Annotated in this window: 12 protein-coding genes; 4 read left to right on the top strand and 8 right to left on the bottom strand. The window is 45.5% G+C overall.

Translation table 11 applies throughout. The features are described from left to right. Window positions 1-147 precede the first annotated feature (147 nt). The 3 genes from QUB25_RS00490 to QUB25_RS00480 all read right to left on the bottom strand — a co-directional run bounded on the left by QUB25_RS00490 (window position 148) and on the right by QUB25_RS00480 (window position 3,778). The gene (locus tag QUB25_RS00490; protein ID WP_015174977.1) at window positions 148-570 is read right to left on the bottom strand and encodes a hypothetical protein; all 423 of its coding nucleotides are present in this window, start codon (window positions 568-570) and stop codon (window positions 148-150) included. 462 nt (window positions 571-1,032) lie between these two features. Further along, complete coding sequence (locus QUB25_RS00485; RefSeq protein ID WP_333062332.1) at window positions 1,033-2,691, bottom strand: CTP synthase; 1,659 nt, start codon at window positions 2,689-2,691, stop codon at window positions 1,033-1,035. Window positions 2,692-2,797: 106 nt separating this feature from the next. After that, window positions 2,798-3,778, bottom strand: a complete 981-nt coding sequence (locus QUB25_RS00480) for an Rpn family recombination-promoting nuclease/putative transposase (protein ID WP_333181478.1) — start codon at window positions 3,776-3,778, stop codon at window positions 2,798-2,800. A gap of 344 nt (window positions 3,779-4,122) precedes the next feature. On the opposite strand from QUB25_RS00480, the gene QUB25_RS00475 reads away from it, so the two are divergent. The 3 genes from QUB25_RS00475 to cutA all read left to right on the top strand — a co-directional run bounded on the left by QUB25_RS00475 (window position 4,123) and on the right by cutA (window position 8,437). Further along, window positions 4,123-6,633 (top strand): VIT domain-containing protein, encoded by a 2,511-nt coding sequence (locus QUB25_RS00475; RefSeq protein WP_333181476.1) that lies wholly within the window; start codon window positions 4,123-4,125, stop codon window positions 6,631-6,633. A 253-nt stretch (window positions 6,634-6,886) separates the two neighbouring features. Then, window positions 6,887-7,786: a pentapeptide repeat-containing protein gene (locus tag QUB25_RS00470; protein ID WP_333181474.1), complete on the top strand. Its 900-nt coding sequence runs from the start codon at window positions 6,887-6,889 to the stop codon at window positions 7,784-7,786. 330 nt (window positions 7,787-8,116) lie between these two features. Continuing rightward, window positions 8,117-8,437: a divalent-cation tolerance protein CutA gene (gene cutA / locus QUB25_RS00465; protein WP_333181473.1), complete on the top strand. Its 321-nt coding sequence runs from the start codon at window positions 8,117-8,119 to the stop codon at window positions 8,435-8,437. Between the two features lie 67 nt (window positions 8,438-8,504). Here cutA and QUB25_RS00460 read toward each other — a convergent pair whose 3' ends face one another. Further along, a complete protein-coding gene (locus QUB25_RS00460) occupies window positions 8,505-9,044 on the bottom strand; it encodes a DUF2231 domain-containing protein (RefSeq protein WP_333040852.1) in 540 nt (179 codons plus the stop codon). Window positions 9,045-9,094: 50 nt separating this feature from the next. Continuing rightward, window positions 9,095-9,373 carry a hypothetical protein gene (locus tag QUB25_RS00455; protein WP_333062328.1) on the bottom strand — a complete coding sequence of 93 codons (279 nt, stop codon included), beginning with the start codon at window positions 9,371-9,373 and terminating at the stop codon, window positions 9,095-9,097. A 211-nt stretch (window positions 9,374-9,584) separates the two neighbouring features. Between QUB25_RS00455 and QUB25_RS00450 the strand changes: the two genes are divergently transcribed. Then, complete coding sequence (locus QUB25_RS00450) at window positions 9,585-10,757, top strand: FAD-binding oxidoreductase (protein WP_333181471.1); 1,173 nt, start codon at window positions 9,585-9,587, stop codon at window positions 10,755-10,757. Window positions 10,758-10,783: 26 nt separating this feature from the next. On the opposite strand, the gene QUB25_RS00445 is transcribed toward QUB25_RS00450, so the two are convergent. Genes QUB25_RS00445 through QUB25_RS00435 form a run of 3 tightly spaced genes read right to left on the bottom strand, consistent with a single transcriptional unit; the run spans window position 10,784 to window position 18,484 of the window. Then, a complete protein-coding gene (locus QUB25_RS00445; protein WP_333181469.1) occupies window positions 10,784-11,905 on the bottom strand; it encodes an ATP-binding protein in 1,122 nt (373 codons plus the stop codon). A gap of 4 nt (window positions 11,906-11,909) precedes the next feature. Further along, a complete protein-coding gene (locus QUB25_RS00440) occupies window positions 11,910-15,617 on the bottom strand; it encodes a PAS domain S-box protein (protein WP_333181468.1) in 3,708 nt (1,235 codons plus the stop codon). A 44-nt stretch (window positions 15,618-15,661) separates the two neighbouring features. After that, window positions 15,662-18,484, bottom strand: a complete 2,823-nt coding sequence (locus QUB25_RS00435; RefSeq protein ID WP_333181466.1) for an adenylate/guanylate cyclase domain-containing protein — start codon at window positions 18,482-18,484, stop codon at window positions 15,662-15,664. Between the last annotated feature and the right edge of the window lie 13 nt (window positions 18,485-18,497).

The raw sequence follows: 18,497 nt of genomic DNA, 5'->3' as shown, positions 1-18,497 counted from the left end.
ATTTAAAAAAGCAGCGCATTTTACTGCGCTTTTTTAATATCTAAAATGAGAGGGCAACCTAAGCACTTTAGCTCAAAAAAAAATAAAATCAATGTGAGGAGTTACTAAACATAGTCTCCCTTCATCCTTCAATGACTAATGACTTTTTTATGGCAGAGATTGTCCAGTCGTATTTTTAATGTATTCCTGAATTTCTTGATAAGTTTCCGGGTTGCTTTGGCGGAGGATAATAATATTAGTTGCGCTGTCAGGCAGGCAAAAGCTTAGCCGACCGTTCTGTTCACAAGCAAAAGAGCTAATTCGACTCATATCAATCGCAAATTCTTTGCGGTCATAATGAATTTTAATCCACGAGCCTCTAGAATTGCGATCAATGGTTTTTTTGAGGTAATCGAGAACTTGCTTGTAAGCCTCATAATTGCCTTGGGGATTGAGGATAATCGGCTGACTGCTATTAGGCAGCCAAAAGGTGAGACGCTTGTTATCCAGTTCGCTAGAAAAAGCACTAATAGTGTCAAGGTCAATTATGTATGTACTTTTCTCATAAGTAATTTTGCTCCAATAAGCCACAAAGCCTCCTCAAACCTGTGTTTCCTGGTATTTTAGGATAGTTTGACAACTCCTACCATTTTAGATTTTAGATTGTAGATTTTAGATTGGGCATGACAGATGACTATCGGGGTTGGGAAGTTGCCTAAAGTTGCATTTTTTTGGGAAACTGGTATCACCCTTGAAAGCCGTAAAAAGTTAAGAAAAATATTAGCATTTTTACCTTCTGCCTTCTCCCTTCTGCCTTCTCCCTTGTGGTACTATCCCCCCAGCCCTAGCATAGGGGTTGAGGGGGAGGTTTTTCACTCGTTGAGAATGCTGCCCGATATCTAGTCCGGTAAGTGCGACCCCTATCAAATCCTATTGGTCTGTTGGGTGGGTTTTGTAATGTCCATTGTAGGGGCGATTTGAATATTGTCTATTCTGAACCGCCCCTACAGACATCTAATATATCAGAACTCATCGATCGCACATGATATCAGATCAGTTTGCGACAACTTTCCCGGCCACCAAGTCGCGACCCTCATCTTCTAAAACATCCTGCTTTCCCTGGATGCTAGCGGCCTGGATAAACCCTTGAAACAATGGGTGGGGGGTGCTAGGTCGAGATTGGAATTCGGGGTGAAATTGACTGGCTATGAAAAAAGGATGGTTGGGCAATTCGATCATTTCTACCAATCGGCCGTCTGGAGATGTACCGGAGACGGCATAACCTGATTCTAAGAAAAGATTGCGGTAGGCGTTGTTAAATTCGTACCGATGGCGGTGCCGCTCGTAAATCACTTCTTTCTGATAAAGTTTGAAAGCTAGCGTGTCTGGGTTGACACGGCACGGATACAAACCCAGTCGCATTGTACCGCCCAAATCGACTACATCTTGCTGTTCTGGCAATAAATTAATTACCGGATTTGATGTATCCGGGTCAAATTCAGCGCTGTTGGCATCCTCTAGTTGGGCGATGTTGCGCGCCCATTCAATCACAGCACACTGCATCCCCAAACACAATCCCAAAAATGGAATTTTGTTGTGTTTAGCATATTCGATCGCCGCTATTTTGCCGTCCACTCCCCGAACCCCAAAACCTCCCGGTACAAGAATGCCGTTGATATCTTTGAGATAATTATCGAGGTTTCCCGATTCTAAATCTTCTGAGTTAATCCAGCGCAAATTCAGGTCGCAGCCGATCGCAATTGCCGCGTGCCGCAAAGCTTCGACTACCGAAAGATAAGCATCGTTCAACCGCACGTATTTGCCAACTAAAGCAATATCAATTTTGTGATTGGGACTGTAAAGCCTGTTGACTAAAGTTTGCCACTGATGCAAATCTGGCTGGCGATGTTCCAGTTGCAGCAAATTGAGCGTTTGTTGCGCCAAACCTTCCTGTTCCATCATCAGGGGTACTTCGTAGATACTTTTAGCATCTTGAGAGGTGATGACACATTCTTCGGGTACGTTGCAGAATTCCGACAATTTCTGTTTCATGCCCAAAGACAGCGGGCGATCGCACCGACAGACTAAAATATCTGGTTGAATGCCGATCGACCGCAATTCCTTCACCGAATGCTGAGTCGGTTTAGTTTTCATCTCCCCAGCCGAAGGAATCCAAGGTATCAGCGTGACGTGCATATACACAACATTTTGCCGGCCGACATCCTTGCGAAACTGGCGAATTGCCTCCAAAAATGGCAAAGATTCAATATCTCCCACCGTTCCGCCGATTTCTGTAATCACGACATCGGGATTAGTATTTTTGGCTACTCGGTGAATTCGCTCTTTAATCTCATTAGTGATGTGCGGAATCACCTGCACCGTACTCCCCTGATACTCGCCACGGCGTTCTTTGTTGATCACCGCTTGATAAATGGAACCAGTGGTGACGCTATTGAGGCGAGACATTGAAGTATCGGTAAAACGCTCGTAGTGCCCCAAATCCAGGTCAGTTTCCGCACCGTCTTCCGTTACGAAAACTTCTCCGTGCTGAAACGGGCTGAGAGTGCCGGGGTCAACGTTAATATAGGGGTCTAGCTTCAAAATCGACACTGAATAGTCCCGCGACTTCAATAGGCGGCCCAAAGAAGCACCGACAATACCCTTGCCGATGCTGGAAACCACGCCGCCAGTCACAAACACAAATTTGCTCATAGGATTTTCGACTTTAGATGTTTCAATGTCAGGTCAGACTCAAATGTGACATAGGTAATCCATAAGGGCAACCACGGGGGATTGCCCCTACACCCATTTGACCAAATTATTGACGATTGTTATGTGCTTGCAACCAAGTTGTCAAATCTGACACACTGGCAAAGTCTAATAGTGCCTCTCCTAGATTCTCTAATTGCTGAGCGGATAACTGATCGATGCTGGTTTTGATCTCCGGCGACAGCAGGCCGACACTGCGCTCCAACTGACGAACAATTAATGTCACATTTCCTTGTTTGATGCCTTGTTCGATGCCTTGTTCGATGCCTTGTTCGATGCCTTGTTCGATGCCTTGTCTTATTCCTTGTTCTATCCCGATTCGGGTAGCTTTGGTAATTGCACCGCGCTGGTCTTGAATAAAAATTTCTCGCCTTTCTAAATCTTCCAATTCATCAGGATCGAGATTTGCTTCATTGGCAATTGTAAAAGCTTTGCGGAGTTCCGGTACATTTCCCAACTCTTCCGGCACAGACCTTAACGTCCGAGCTGTTTTCATGAAATATATCCACTTATCAGTCAGAGTCTCTAATTCTGCTAAAGTCTTGTCAAATTTGGGCAACTCAACAAATACAAATTCTAATTCATCCGCCAAATAATCGACCAAGTTGTTTTTTTCTTTGATACAAAACCGCGAAATTACTGTTTCCAGATGCTCAAACATTTGGAAATCTGTAATCGTCAAGGCAATCACGGGATTTAATAGGTTGTAGTTTTCTCCGCTTTTCAATTGCACTGAGTAAGCTTTGGTAGCATTGTATAAAATCCGTTTTTCAAAAGATTCTACATTCAATACCTGCATTTCAATGATCACTGTTTTGCTACCACTAATTTTAGCTTTAACATCCAAGTAAGTATCTTTGACTCCTTTGAGTTTGGGAGCTAAATAAGGGTCAAGAATTTCTAAATCTTCGATGACTGGCTGCGCTTCGTAGAGGATGGCATTTAAGAAGCTAATCAAAATGTCTTTGCTGTCAGCAGAGCCGAAGATTTTTTTAAAGGCAAAGTCGGTTTTGGGGTTAATAAAATTCATGGCTTTTTCAATTTATTAGAGCTTGAGAGGTTGAGGTTAGAGTTATTTAATTATTTAACTATCATACAATCTTCTAGCTTGGGTTCGCGGACGATCGCCCCAACCGACCTCACCCAAATACGGATCGAGCGGCCGACAGCAGTCGCCCTGAACAATCATGGCTTCGACAAAAGTTCCAGCGCCCAGTCCGCCCCTAGGCGAGTCAATCTAAAATCTAAAATCTAAAATCTAAAATCAGCCCTACGCCCTTGGTCATTTTTCCCAGAAAGTTAACTCAGGAACGTTTCGCGAAGCGTAAAGTCATGGTAGACAAAGCACCTCAAGTCTGCTAAAAAAAAACAGCTATGAAGTTTGTCTGCGTTCTATCCCCTCAACGGTTGCTTTCTGCTGGTATCGCATTGCTCGCAGCCATCGAGTGTGGCGCGTGGCTCGCTCCAAATACGGCGCGGGCAAAAGCTCCTGGAGAAAATTATTCCTCTGTGTCGCCGAAAATCCTCGCTAGTAACGATGTTAATTGCAATGGCGGACGATCGCCACAAAATCGCTGTCCAGTCGGCGGTTTGTTCGTCAAAACTCCAAATACGACCTCAGAACAAGTCTTTCCTCTCAAGCAGACTGAAGTTAAAGCCAAAATAGCTGGTAATATCTCCCGCGTCGAAGTTGTTCAGAAGTTTGAAAATCCTTTTCCTGAATCTATAGAAGCTGTTTATGTATTTCCTTTGCCCGACGAAGCGGCGGTGGATGATATGGAAATTAAAATAGGATCACGAACTATTAAAGCTGATATCAAACGCCGCGAGGAAGCTTTGGAAATTTACGAACAAGCCAGAAAGCAAGGCCGGACTGCGGGTTTGTTGGAACAAGAACGATCCAATATTTTTACTCAGTCTCTCGCTAATATCAAACCCGGAGAAAAAATTGAAGTTACGATTCGCTACACGGAAAGTCTCAAGTTTTTCGGTGGCGATTACGAATTTGTGTTTCCAATGGTGGTAGGGCCGCGCTATATTTCGGGAAATTCGACCCCCCCCAACCCCCCCTTGCTAAGGGGGGGCGATGGTTCAGGTGCCGATCGCATTAACCCGCCTGTCTTGCCTCCAGGAACGCGATCTGGTCACAATATTGCTGTGTCGGTAGAAATAGATGCCGGAGTTGCGATCGGCGATGTCCGCTCTACTTCCCATCAAATTACAACTGACCGCAGCGGCAATATTGTGCAAGTCCAATTAGCCAATTCAGACACAATTCCCAATAAAGATTTAATTTTGCGCTATCGAGTCGCGGGCGAAAATACTCGGGCAACTATTTTGACTCAATCGGACAAGCGGGGCGGTCATTTTGCTACTTATCTGATTCCGGCATTACACTACAAAACTAATGAAATTGTACCCAAAGATGTCGTGTTTCTGATGGATACTTCCGGTTCTCAGCAGGGCGAACCGCTGGCAAAATCTAAGGAGTTGATGCGCCGCTTCATTCAAGGGCTGAATCCCAACGATACTTTTACTATTATTGATTTTGCCAACACTGCGCAAGCGCTTTCAACAACTCCTTTAGCAAATACTGCTCCCAACCGACAAAGCGCCATAAATTATATCGACAAGTTGCAGGCAAACGGTGGTACTGAACTGCTTAACGGCATTCAAGCAGTGATGAATTTTCCGGCGGCGGCAACGGGAAGGCTGCGGAGTATTGTACTAATTACTGACGGTTACATTGGTAATGAAAATGAAGTGCTAGCCAGGGTTCAGGGGAGTCTGAAACCGGGAAATCGACTTTATAGTTTTGGTGTCGGCGGTTCGGTGAATCGGTTTTTGATTAACCGTTTGGCGGAAGTGGGAAGAGGCACGTCTCAAGTAATTCGTCAAGATGAACCGTCAGCAGAAGCGGCAGAAAAGTTTTTTCGGGAAATTAATCGTCCGGTATTGACTGAGATTCAAATTAGTTGGGAGGGAATGGGGGAAAAACCAGAAATTTATCCGATCGCACCCCCAGACTTGTTTGCGAGTCAGCCGCTGGTTTTGTTTGGCAAAAAGGCCGATCGAACTAACGGTCAACTTCGCATCCGCGGCACTCTTGCCGGCGGCAAAGCTTACGAGCAAGTTTTACCTGTTAATTTTGCTCAATCCGGCGGGAGGCAGCGGGAGTCAACATCAGTCGCAGCAAACGCTACGGATTTTGGCAATTCGGCGGTAGCTCAGCTTTGGGGTCGATCGCGCATTAAAGATTTAATGAATCAAATGTTTGGTGGCGAGACTAAATCTTTGGTGGAAGCTGTGACTAATACTGCTCTGACTTATCGGTTGCTGTCGGAATACACGGCTTTTGTGGCTGTGAGCGAAGAAGTGCGAGTCGAACCAGATGGAACTCGTCGTCGAGTGCAAGTGCCTGTGGAATTGCCGCAGGGTGTCAGCTATGAGGGTATTTTCGAGTCGGGAGGGGCAGAGCAAACTAGGGGTGGCTCTCGCAGCGTTACCTCGACTCGCAACTCGGCACCAGTGAGTCCAGCTCCTGCTATGCCGCGGCAGCCCGGTTACGGTGAGTTGCAACGCCCGAAGCCTTTGGTTTCTCGCCTCCAAGTAGTTAGCGCCGAAGGGTTGGATGCCGGGGCGATCGCGGCTTTGACTCAATACCTGCAATCTGTTAATCTCCCGGCGGGGGTTAGCGGTGAAACGGTATGGGAGTTATCGGTACAAGACGGCCGCGTTGCCCGATTGGCGATCGACCCTCAAACCTCGACGCTGCAAGCAACAGACGCCGTAGAAACTCTCAAGAGGGCCTTGAGTTCCTGGCAACCTCCCGCAGGGTTCAAGGGCACGCTGCGCCTGAAGTTGCGAATTACTGTCGATCGTTAAGCAAGGAGTATCTATCTCAAAAAATATTAACTTTTAATTCAAAAATACCGAAAGCGCGATCGCTACCCCGTGGAAGATATAAAATCTTTATTAAGAGATTGCCTTTAAACAGAAAGTGATGTTAAGGAAATTTATACCGTTTGAGGCAAACGCTAAAACAGTTTCCTTTCTGAAACAGTTTCCTTTCTGAAACAACCTTAACAGTAAAGATTTCTGGATCGAAACCCCACAATCATAGAAGGTATGATGCCCTATGGAAGTTAGTGAACTGCTCAACAATTACGAAAAAGGACAAAGAGACTTTACTGGAGCCGACCTCAGCGGGAAAAACCTCAGCGGAGCAATCTTAATCGGAGTCAACCTTTCGCGAGCTAATCTTTCCGGGGCGAACCTCAGCAGGGCGTTTCTCACCAAAGCAACACTCAACGATGCACAGATGCAAAGAACAAATCTGACTTTTGCCAAAATGGGCGAAACCCAACTTTCGGGTGCAGATTTGACAAAAGCTAATTTGAGTGGAGCTTTTTTGGTAAAAGCAAAATTGCCCAGAGTAAAGTTAAGCGGCGCAACTTTAACTAGCGCCAACCTGCGGGGCGCTGTGTTGTGGAATGCCAATTTGTGCAGCGCCGACTTGCAATTAGTTAACTTGCTGGGCGCGAATCTGACGGGAGCTAATTTTAAGTGGGCTAACCTTTACGGTGCAAGGCTCAATAATGCAAAACTTTTTGGAGCTCAATTAACCGGAGTCAGTCTGCGGCGAGCGCAGTTGACAGGGGTGAATCTCTGCGGTGCAGATTTAAGCGGAGTTAACGTGAGCGAAGCTAAACTAATGGGAGCTAATTTGGAAGGCTCGAATTTGGCAGGGGCGAATTTCAGCGCGGCTCAGTTGCGTGGGGTGAAGTTGGCGGGTGCAAACTTAACCGGGGCTAAGTTGAGGGGAAGTTGTTTGAGAGGGGCAAATCTGAATTGGGCAAAGTTGTGTCAAGCAGATTTGATGGCGGCCGATTTGAGCGAGGCGACGTTAATAGGAGCTAATTTAGATAATGCTTTGTTGGCGGGAGCTATTTTGCCGGAATCTACTAGGCGCTATTTTTCTTTAGCTGGGGCTGGCAAAGTCAATTCTTGGGAAGTTACGGAAATTAAAAATGGGTAATGGGTAATGGGGAATTGGTAATTGGGAATATCAAATCTGGTAACTATGGAATTATAGGCGAGTGCGAGCGTCCCGCTGGCACTGTTTTAAAATCAATGGACGCACTCGCGCACAAAGAAACCGGGTTTTTTTACCGAGATTGAGGGTTTAAACCAAGTATTTTGGTTGAAAAACCCGGTTTCTAGGCATCGGTGCCTAAGTCCTAGAATTATTAAAAGTGGCAGATATCCACGCCGGACGTAGCCTGGGCCGTTGCGCTACAAGTGACTAAGTTCAAGGTTTTCTGTTGAAATCAAATCTTTAATCTCAAATCTCAAATCTCAAATCGTTATGACTGTTAATTTTGGCGTCGTGCTGGTAACTGTGGCATCGGAAGCGGAGGCGGAGAATCTCGCTAAATCTCTAGTTGAACACAAGCTGGCTGCTTGTGTGAGTTTGTCGCCGATTCGCTCTATTTATAGTTGGCAAGGCGAGATTCATTCCGAGTCAGAGTGGCAGTTGGTGATTAAAACTGATTTGGCTAAATTTGAGGCTTTAAAAACAAAAGTTCAGGAACTCCATTCCTATGAAGTTCCCGAAATTATTGCTATTCCTATTATCGCTGGCAGCGATGCTTATCTCAATTGGCTGGGACAATCTTTAAGTTTGTAGTAAGGACTTTAGTCCTAAAGTGTCAAATGAAGAGGGACGGAAGTCCCTACTACAAATGGTCATAAACCTACGAATTATGACTGGTAGGGCCGATGACGCCGATTTTATGGCGAAAACTTAGTTCGCCGCCGAACCAGCCTGTAATGCCCAGCAAGGTTGCAACGACGATCGATATTGCTAAACCTGTATATACGATCGGCTCCGCCGGATTTCCTTGGCGCAACAGCAAGTTAATCAGGGTAAGTACCATAACCGCCACATTGCCGCCCATGTGCAACCAGCCAGCACTGCGAGCGCGCACTCTTTTAACTTTGAAAAAATCTAAAAAGCCCGTGATTGCTGCCAAAATCCCCGCAGCAAAACCGACACCCATCAGCCAAACCGAAGCTCTGGCCCAAAACGGATCGCTTGTCAGCCAATAACCGATGTCCGTGCCCGCGGCTCCTACTAAAAAGGCTACCGGAAAGATCACGATGATGGGGTGGATGGGATGGCCTGCAACTGAAAGCGTACTCGTAATGCCGGCGTCGCGATACTCTGAGTCGTCACTTTCGAGAATCGGCGGAATATTGGGATAAGGGGTACTATTTCTTTGATTTGTTTCCATGATTTCTACAGTAACTTTTGTACAACAAACCCATTTTTATTGGATTGAACTTAATCCCAAATCCGCTCGCCATTTTCGTCAACGCGGGCCTGCCGAATTACGTCGGAAATTTCGTCGGCGTCTTTGACGTGGTGCAAAGCTTTCTTTTCCCCATCGGGTTCTTCGACGATCACATAAGTTGGAACTGTAACAACATCTCCCGTGATGTCGGGTACGTGGTCTACCGCCAGTTGCTGCGCTTTTTCTTCAATGGTTTGCGGTTTGTCGGAAATGCGATCGCCCGGATTGGCAGTGCGCTCCATATCTTTGCCTGGTTTGTCGATACTCATAAAAACCTCTCTGGTATTTCTAATTTTTTGCTGACTCTAATTCCTACTATTGAACGAAAAATATCTCTACGCAAACATCTCCCGACGGGTGGAAGTTTCAGTTATGCCGATCGCAGGCAGCCTCTTCCTGTAGGTAGAGGTTTTTCGATTGGTTCCGAAAAAACGTAAGCTAAAATCTAAGCATGATATTTTCATTCCCTTTGAGTTGCCCATGAAAAGTTACGATTGGATTGTTGTCGGCGGTGGCATTACCGGTGCGGCACTGAGTTACGAACTGGCAAAAAAAGGTTGTGCTGTGCTGCTTTTGGAACGAGATGCTACCATGCAAAATGCTACTCGTTTTAGTTATGGCGGCTTGGCTTATTGGTCGGGAACGACTGATTTAACTCGGCAATTGTCTCGGGAAGGTATCGAACGCCACCGCCATTTATCGGCGGAATTAGATGCTGATACTGAGTTTCGCGAGTTGGATTTGTTGCTGACAATTGATGCGGGCAATGATGCCGAAAAAGTGGCGGCTAATTACGCGCATTTTGCGATCATTCCGCAGCTTTTGAGTGTTGCAGAAGCTGGCGAGTTGGAACCTTTGCTGAATAAAAGCGCGATCGCCGGAGCTCTGACTGTGCGTCACGGTCACATTTCGCCGACTGCCACAAATAAAGCTTATTGTCAAGGGTTTCTGCGGTTGGGAGGAACTATAGAATTTGCTGAAGTAATTGGGTTTATCAAACAGGGAAATCGGATTTCGGGAGTCCAGACGCTACACGAAAGTTATGCCTGCGAAAATACGGTTATTTGTGCTGGAGGTTGGAGTCGGAGTTTACTGAAGCTGGCTGCTGTTTCTGTGGGAGTTTATTTCACTCGCACCGAGATTTTGGAAACTGCACCTGTGGATTTGAAACTCAGGACTTTGGTGATGCCTGCGGTATTAAAACGTTTTGAATTGGAAGCTGAATCGAGTAGAATTGAGGTGGATTTTCTTTGGGATGAACCGGGTAAAGAGTTACAGCCACCGATTTTAGATGCGGGTGCAATTGGGTTTAAGGATGGGAGTTTGCGTATCGGGCAATTGTCTCGCACTTTGAGCGATTTGAATGCTAAAGTCGATCGCGAAACCAGCGAAACGGCAATTCGTGCAGGAATCCGCAAGGTTTTGCCTGATTTGGCAGGCTTACCGGCAACTTGGCACGAGTGTAGTGTGGCATTCAGCGCTGATAATTTGCCTGTAGTGGGGTCGATTGCCGATCGCCCTGGATTGCACGTTTTTTCGGGGCTCAGCAATCCTTTGGTGATTGTACCTGCTTTGGCTGAGCGATTTGCGAAGGCGGCGGGGGGAGAAGAAGATAGGGCGATCAAACTTTTGTCTCCCAATAGATTTTGCTGACAATGACTAATGTTAACTGTTAACTGTTAGCTGTTATCGTCACCACAAAAAGGCAGCGCGACAATAAATGTAGTACCTTTGTCGATCGCACTTTCCACACTTATTGTACCGCCGTGCAGGTCAACTATGTGTTTGACAATGCAGAGTCCCAAACCCGATCCTTTAATATTGCCTACATTAGCACCCCGTTCAAACTGCTGAAATAGTTTTCCTTGATATTCCGGTGTCATCCCAATTCCCTCATCTCGAACGCACAAAATTATTTGTTGGTTTTCGCAGCTTAAGTCTAAACTTACCTTGCCGCCGTTTGGAGAATATTTAATAGCGTTTGAAAGCAAATTAGTCAGAAGGTGGTGCAGTAGTTTGGCATCAAGATTGGCGTGCAGCGGATTTGTGTGACTGCGGAAATGTACTAGGTGTTTGTCGGTGACAATAGGTTGCAGCTCTTCTAAAATAGAATTGCATAAATCCGTGGCATTAATCGGATTTAAATTTAAGGAAATTTTCCCTGCTTCTGCTTTGCTAAGCATTAAAATATCTTCCAGCAACCCACTCATATTACTGACTGCTTTTTTAATGCGAGCAACATTTTTATTCTTCGTTCCGGGGGTTCTATGCAAGTCGCTATCTTCTAGCATTTCAGCCGATAACTGTATAGTAGTTAAAGGAGTATTTAAATCGTGGAAAGCCATCGAAATAAACCGCGATCTGCTTTCGCTTTTTTCTGCTGCTAAGGCCATTATTTTTTTCAGGATAACTGCTTCTTGGTGTTTGCTAAGTGCTATCTTGATAGTGGCGTGCATTTCTCTTTCTTTAAAAGGTTTGAGCAGGTAGCCGTAAGAACCCGTATTTTCGGCTCGCAGCAAAGTTTCGTCGTCAGCATAGGCAGTTGTATAGATAATTGGTATATCTAATTCTTGATTAATTATTGCTGCTGTTTCTATGCCGTCAATGTCGCCTTTGATAACTATGTCCATTAAAATTAAATCGGGTCTTAGTTCGCGGGCGCGCTGGATGGCATCCGCTCCAGAAGAAACGATATCAGCGACTTGATATCCCAATTTTTCTAATTTAGGGGATAAATTTTTAGCAATTAACAGTTCGTCTTCGACAATCAAAATCTGAATGGGTTTTTCGACCAAGCTCATATTATTACAATCTTTGAAAGTAGTTTAACTCGTTAAATTTTAAGTGAAAAGATGTACCCAATTCTCGGGATATTTCGATAGTTCCTTCTAACTGCTCGGTCAAAGTACAGACAACTTGAAACCCCATCGAATGAGTCTTCCGAAAATCTAAGTTTTGAGGAAAGCCAATGCCGTTGTCCTTAACTAAGAGGTTGATTTCTTGCTCTCCCGTTTGATAGCATTCAACACTAACTGTACCAGTTGTGCCATCAGGAAAAGCGTGTTTCAGGGTATTTGAAACCAATTCATTGGCAATTAAACCGCAGGGAGTAGCAGTTTCAAGATTTAGGGAAATTGGCTCAGCTAATACCTGCAACTGAATTTGGTTGTTGCTAATATTGTAAGAGTGAAACAAATTACTTACCAAATCTTCGAGATATTCGCCAAAATTAATTTGGGCTAGGTTAGTCGAGCGGTACAGTTTTTCGTGAATCAGAGCCATAGAATAAAGGCGATTCTGACTTTCTTCAAACATTTTGCTTACTTGCGGGTCGGCAACTGTGTTTGATTGCAATTCTAACAGACTGGCAACTACGCAGAGGTTGTTTTTGACGCGGTGGTGAATTTCTTTGAGCAAAATTTCTTTTTCTCTGAGGGAGTTTTTCAAATTTGCTTCTGCTTGTTTGCGATCGCTCAGTTCAGCTTGCAGTTGCTGGTAAAGTAGAGATTGCTGAATGGCGATCGCCAATTGATTCACCAACTGCTGAAATAAATTGATTTCCCATTCTTTCCAATCACGAGGGCGATCGCATTGGTGGGCGATCAGCAATCCCCAAACTTGGCTGTGCTGAATAATCGGCACTACTAACTTTGCCCTAACTTGAATGTGTTTCATAAACTCCACCACACAAGGTGTAATGGAGGGGTCATCTAGTTCGGAGATCGCAGAAATTCGCCCTTGCAGATAAAGCTGATAACTTTGGATCGGAAAAACCTCTTCCCCAAAATATCTATCCACGAGTTGGCTGCATCCTTGGGCCACGGCTTCAGCAATTACTCGCCCGCCGCTTGTGGGTAAAAGTTGATAAACCAAAACTCGATCGGCTAATAATACTTGCTGGAGTTCGGCAACCGTGGTGTTGAGAATTTCCTCTAATTGCAAAGACTGGCGGACACGACGGGCGATCGCCTCCACAAGCCGTTCTTGCTCGAACTGCTGCCCCCTAGCGAGTTCGGCATATTTAGAATTGCTGATATCAGCGGCATAACCAATAATTTCGATCGGAATGCCCATGCTGTCAACCAATAGTTTTAGTTCCGTCCTTAGCCAACGGTAAATTCCGTCTTGGTGTAGAAAACGATACTCGCAAATGCAATTTTTTTCCTCGGACAAATCCGAAAAATTTACTAGAAATTGTGGTCGATCTTCAGGGTGAATCCTGCTAGACCAAAATTTACAATCTGCTAACAATTGTTGGGGGTCGTAGCCAAAGATTGTCTGAACGTTGTCGCTGATGTAAGTAGTACAAAAGTCCTCCATCGGTGCGGCTGTAAAAATTACCGCCGGATTAGAACCAAGTAAAAATTGCAGGCGTTCTTTTAACTGCTGAAATTCCATTTCTGCTCGCTTACGATAACTGATATCTTCGATCGCCCCCATGCTGTAGAGAGGAATGCCCTCGCGATCGCGGATCAGCGTCACCGTCAAGTTTGCCCACATCAGCTCGCCATTCTTCTTAATCAAGCGTTTTTCCCTTTGGAAGCGAGAAATCTTGCCACAGATCAACTCCTTGACTTCCTCTACATCTGCTTGTAAATCTTCTGGATGCGTGAGTTCAGTAAAAGTCATGCTAGCCAACTCAGAATCGCTGTAGCCCAACATCTGGCGGTGAGCTCCATTCACTTTGATCGTGCGGAAGTCGCGCAGGCTTGCCAAACCAAGCGCGATCGGAGCATCGTCAAATAAGTTGCGAAACTTTTCCTCACTCTTTTGCAGTGCAGCTTCTGCCTGTTTGCGAGCGGTAATGTCTCGGGCGACCCACATCACCCGATCACAATCCAGGGGCGAAATACTGGCATCAAACCAAAATAATTTGCAGCCAATTTCCATCCTGTATTCAATTCTGTGGGTTTGGCCAGATGCCAATGTTTGGCGAATGTGGATCAGAGCAAAATTAGCTTCCGCTTCTGGGAAGATTTCGGCGACGGTTTTGCCCAGCACTTCAGGAGCAGGTTTGTACAGCAGTTCGGGAGCCGTGGGGGCGATTTTGAGGTAGCGGCCGCTTGCGTCGAAAACCAGGACGATATCGGTCATGGCGTTAAACAGTGCCAGCAGTTCAGCTTCGGAGTTTTGGAGTTTTTCTTCGGTCAATTTGCGATCGGTAATGTCGGTGTCAGTGCCAGTCAGGCGCAAGGCCTTGCCAGAAGCTGATCGGATCGCGCTGCCGCGGGCAAGTATCCAGCAGGTGCTGCCGTCTTTACGCAGCATCCGGTGTTCTACTTCATAAATTTCTGTCACACCCTCTAGATAAGCATTTACTGCTTCCTCGACTGCAACTCGATCGTCGGGATGAACCTGAGACGCCCAATTTTCCATGCGGTTAGGAATCTCTGCGTCCTGATACCCCAACAAAGCTTTCAAAGACGGAGCAATATAGATTTCGTCGGTTTCCAAATTCCAGTCCCAAACCCCCACTTTGCCTGCCGATACTGCCATTTCGTACCATTGTGTCCGCTGCTGCACTCTCCGTTCTAACTCTGCATTGAGCTGCTGCAAAGCGATTTCTGCTTGTTTGCGATCCGTGACATCCCGGCCAGCAGCTTGATACTCGACGATTTGTCCGCTCTCGTCGAATATCGCCCGATCGATCCACTGGTGCCAGCGAATTTCCCCGCTCGGCAAAATTACTTGGTGCTCGCAGGTAAAAATAGGGTTGTCGGGAGACACAGAAGTATATTGCTGTTGAAAAATTTCTCGGTCTGCTTCTGGCAGCATGGACATGAAGCATTTGCCGAGTAAGTCGAACGGCTGCAGGCCGAAATAACGGCAGTAAGCTTGATTGACAAAAGTTATTTTACCGTCTGGGAGGTAGCGGCAAATCAGTTCGGTTTGGTCTTCCACAATCGCCAGGTAGCGCGCCTCGCTCTGCCGCATCGCATTTTCGGCATTTTGGCGATCGCTGGCTTTTTCTAGTTCACAATTGCCTTCTAACAGTTCGCATTGTTCCTGGAGTTTTGCCACTTCTTGATGCAGTGCCTCGATCCAGCTATACATTGCTGGGCGAATCCTTTTTTCGCTGACTATACCTACTGGCTGACCCCGTTCATCTACAATTGGCAAGCAATCGATCGAGTATTGACAAAATAGCTTGAATGCGGTATTAAGATCTGTAAATTCTGATTCTTGTAAGACAATTAAATTCCGCGTCATTGCGTCGGCAACTTTCATGCCTTGCCATCCGTATTGGGCGGCGGCTAAGTTCAGCACATCTTCCGGGCTTAGCAGTCCGACTAGCTGATTTTCATCGACAACTAAGACGCAACTAATAGATGCTTTTACAGTTTCGTTTGAGTCGGGAAATGCAGGTGAATTAGGCAGTGGGCAAGGGTTGCTCGTCCGACGCATCAGGGCGCTCGCCTCTGCGAGCGAAGTTGAGGGCGCAACCGTCACAGGGTGGCGATCGACAGCTTCGTCGGGCGATCGTAAATTTGCCGACAAATTAGCAAGTTCCATTAGTCTTGGTAAAAAAATATTGCTAATTAACTTTAGCAATACTTTTAGTCATCAGCCAGATGATTGATGACTGATGAGCTGCCTGATTTTCGACCAATGAGAATATAAGTTTTCATTACCCCTTTGCCTTTAACTTCAATCATTCCTCGCTCCTGAAATAAATATTTGTTTTCCAACAATTTATAAGTAGTTTCGCTCACTTGAATCCGCCAAGGCAAACCCTGAGATTCCATGCGGGAAGCAATATTTACCGTGTCGCCCCATAAATCATAAATAAACTTCTTTATACCAATTACTCCGGCAACAACCGCGCCGCTGTGAATGCCGATGCGGATGCTAAAATATTTATTATTATTAGCATTAAATCTGGCTATTTCTGCTTGCATATCTAGGGCAATTTTGGCGATCGCATCTGCGTGATCTGCCCTGGGTTCAGGCAGCCCTCCTACTGCCATGTATGCGTCGCCGATGGTCTTGATTTTCTCTAAACCGTGCCGTTCGCACAAAAGGTCGAATCCTGAGAAAATCTTATTTAGGAGATCCACGAGTTCGATCGGATTCATGACAGCAGACAAAGCAGTAAACCCCACAATGTCGGCGAACAAAACAGTCACTTCCGGAAAGTATTCGGCAATAGTAGTTTCGTTTTTCTTGAGGCGTTCTGCTATTGCCTTGGGCAAGATATTTAACAGCAGCTTTTCTGATTTTTCTTGTTCTTCCCGCAGGGCATCTTCTGCTTGTTTGCGTTCCGTAATGTCGTGGTAACTCCACACTCTGCCGATAATTGTATTCCCCAGCCGCTGCGGTTGCGAATAGCGTTCAAAAAATCTGCCGTCTTGAAATTCCAACAAGTCGTAACTTTCGGCTTCTGGCTGCTCGTAAAGCGATTGTATTCTTTCTTGAAATGCTTGGGGTTCTTTGAGTTGGTTCAGCACAAAGGCGATCGTTGTGGCTTCGTCTCGCAGTGCCATCACTTCATCAGGGATGCCCCACATTTCCACAAATTGTCGATTGAAAGTGACGATTTTTCCGCTCCTGTCAATCGCTAAAATACCGTCCGCAGTAGAATCAAAAGTTGCTAGCAGCAGGGACACAGATTTTGCTAGGGCGTCTTCGGTCATTTTTCGAGCAGTAATGTCTCGCAAAATAGCGCGAATTGCTACTAGCGAACCTACCGCAAATTTACAGCTTATGCTGCCTTCTAGTAAAATTTTTTCCTGATATTTAGTAATAAATGTTAGTTCAATAGAGTCTGGATACAATGTATTTTCATTTACCGTCTGTTCGGTAATAGCTTGATACAATATATCCAGAGACTCTGGCGAACTGTTCGGATGAATGATATCAAAAACAGTCATTTGAGCAATGTCTGCTTCGGTGTAGCCCAGAGTTTCCCGCCAAGCCCGATTTACATACAAAAAATGACCGTCGGCTCCAATACTTTGAATTAAGTCAGTAGCATTTTCAAATAAGTCTCGCAGTTGTTCTTCGCTTTCCCGCAAAGCTATTTCCGCTTGCTTACGCTTGATAAATTGACCGAGTTGGCTGCCGATGGTTGCCATTATCTGGAGCAATTCTTCATCAAAACACTGCACTTCGCGGCTGAATAAAATCATCACCCCCAACACAGACTTTGCAGAATTGTCCGGGTCGTAGTCGCCCACAATTGGAAAACCAAAAGCTCCGTGCAGCCCTTCTTCAGCAGCGATTTCGCGGCGCATACAACTGTCGCTTTTTGCGACATCGGCAATCCACTGAGAGGAACCGCTAGCCCAAACGAAACCGGGTAATCCTTCGCCAAACGCACAAGTCATTTGTTCGGTAAATTCGGCAAATTTGGGGATAGAAACTGAGCGTTTTGTCCAACTGGCGACGCAGCGAAGCAAATTGGGGTCGGAAACCGCAGTTATTCTCTTAGTTTCTGACAGCAGTTTTTCCCCAGATTCGGGCATCCAAAGTTCGGCAGTATCCCATCCCAAGCTGTCACAAATTACGGGGAGAATAGCTGCTATAGCTTTTTTGATTGTTTCGGATGCCGACAGGATGCGAGTGGTGACGTACTGAGTTATTTGTCGCTTGCGGGCGCGCTGTCTATCTGTGACATCGCGGCCAATGTACACGAAATCTTGAAGGGCGGGTCCTGAGCCAGAAAAACCTTTAATATCAGTCGAAATCGCCGTACAGGAAAACGAAACTGTTAGCTTTTCTCCGGTTTTTGCCGTGCAAATTACTTCGGCGTTAGTTTGCAAGTGTTGAGGCTCCTGGCTGAGTGCTTGCAAAGAGGAGCCAAAAGCCGCAAGAGCGTCTATTTGCTGGCCTACTAATTCTGATTCGCTGTAACTGAACAAATCTTGAGCCGCTTGATTGACTTTTTTAATTTTTCCCGAGGCTGTTGTTACCAACAAAACTTCGGCCATTGAAGTAATAATTTTTTCAACATAATTATTAGTAGCAGCTAAGGTACTCAATAAAATATCCATTTCATTGGTAGCTTGCACTAGAGTTTGTTCTAAAGCCATCCTGTCGCTTACGTCTTGAAAAAATATAATTAATCTCTGATAATTCTCGTCATTGGTGAACTCGACTATATACATATCAAAATAAAGTCGCGAACCATTTTCTAATAGTCGCGTCATCGCTTTTAATTCAAAATTTGGTAAACGTTTCTCAAAAATATCGATTAAAATTTCTTCAGTTCCCACTAATTCGGGAAAGGGAATGCGGACATCGTTGCCGGCGACTACTTCCTCGGGACAGTCCGCAAACCGCTGCACTTTCAGAGAGATTTCTTGGATTAAAAAGTTTTTATCCAGTGCTAGGTACTCCAAGTTGTGGGGAACTAACAGTTTTTTTAACAAGGTTTTCATGTGAGGTTTTTAG

This window comes from Microcoleus sp. B3-D7 (genome assembly GCF_036705305.1).
Lineage (GTDB): Bacteria > Cyanobacteriota > Cyanobacteriia > Cyanobacteriales > Microcoleaceae > Microcoleus.
The sequence above is the reverse complement of the archived record's forward strand: the minus strand, read 5'-3'. Positions and strand labels throughout refer to the sequence as shown.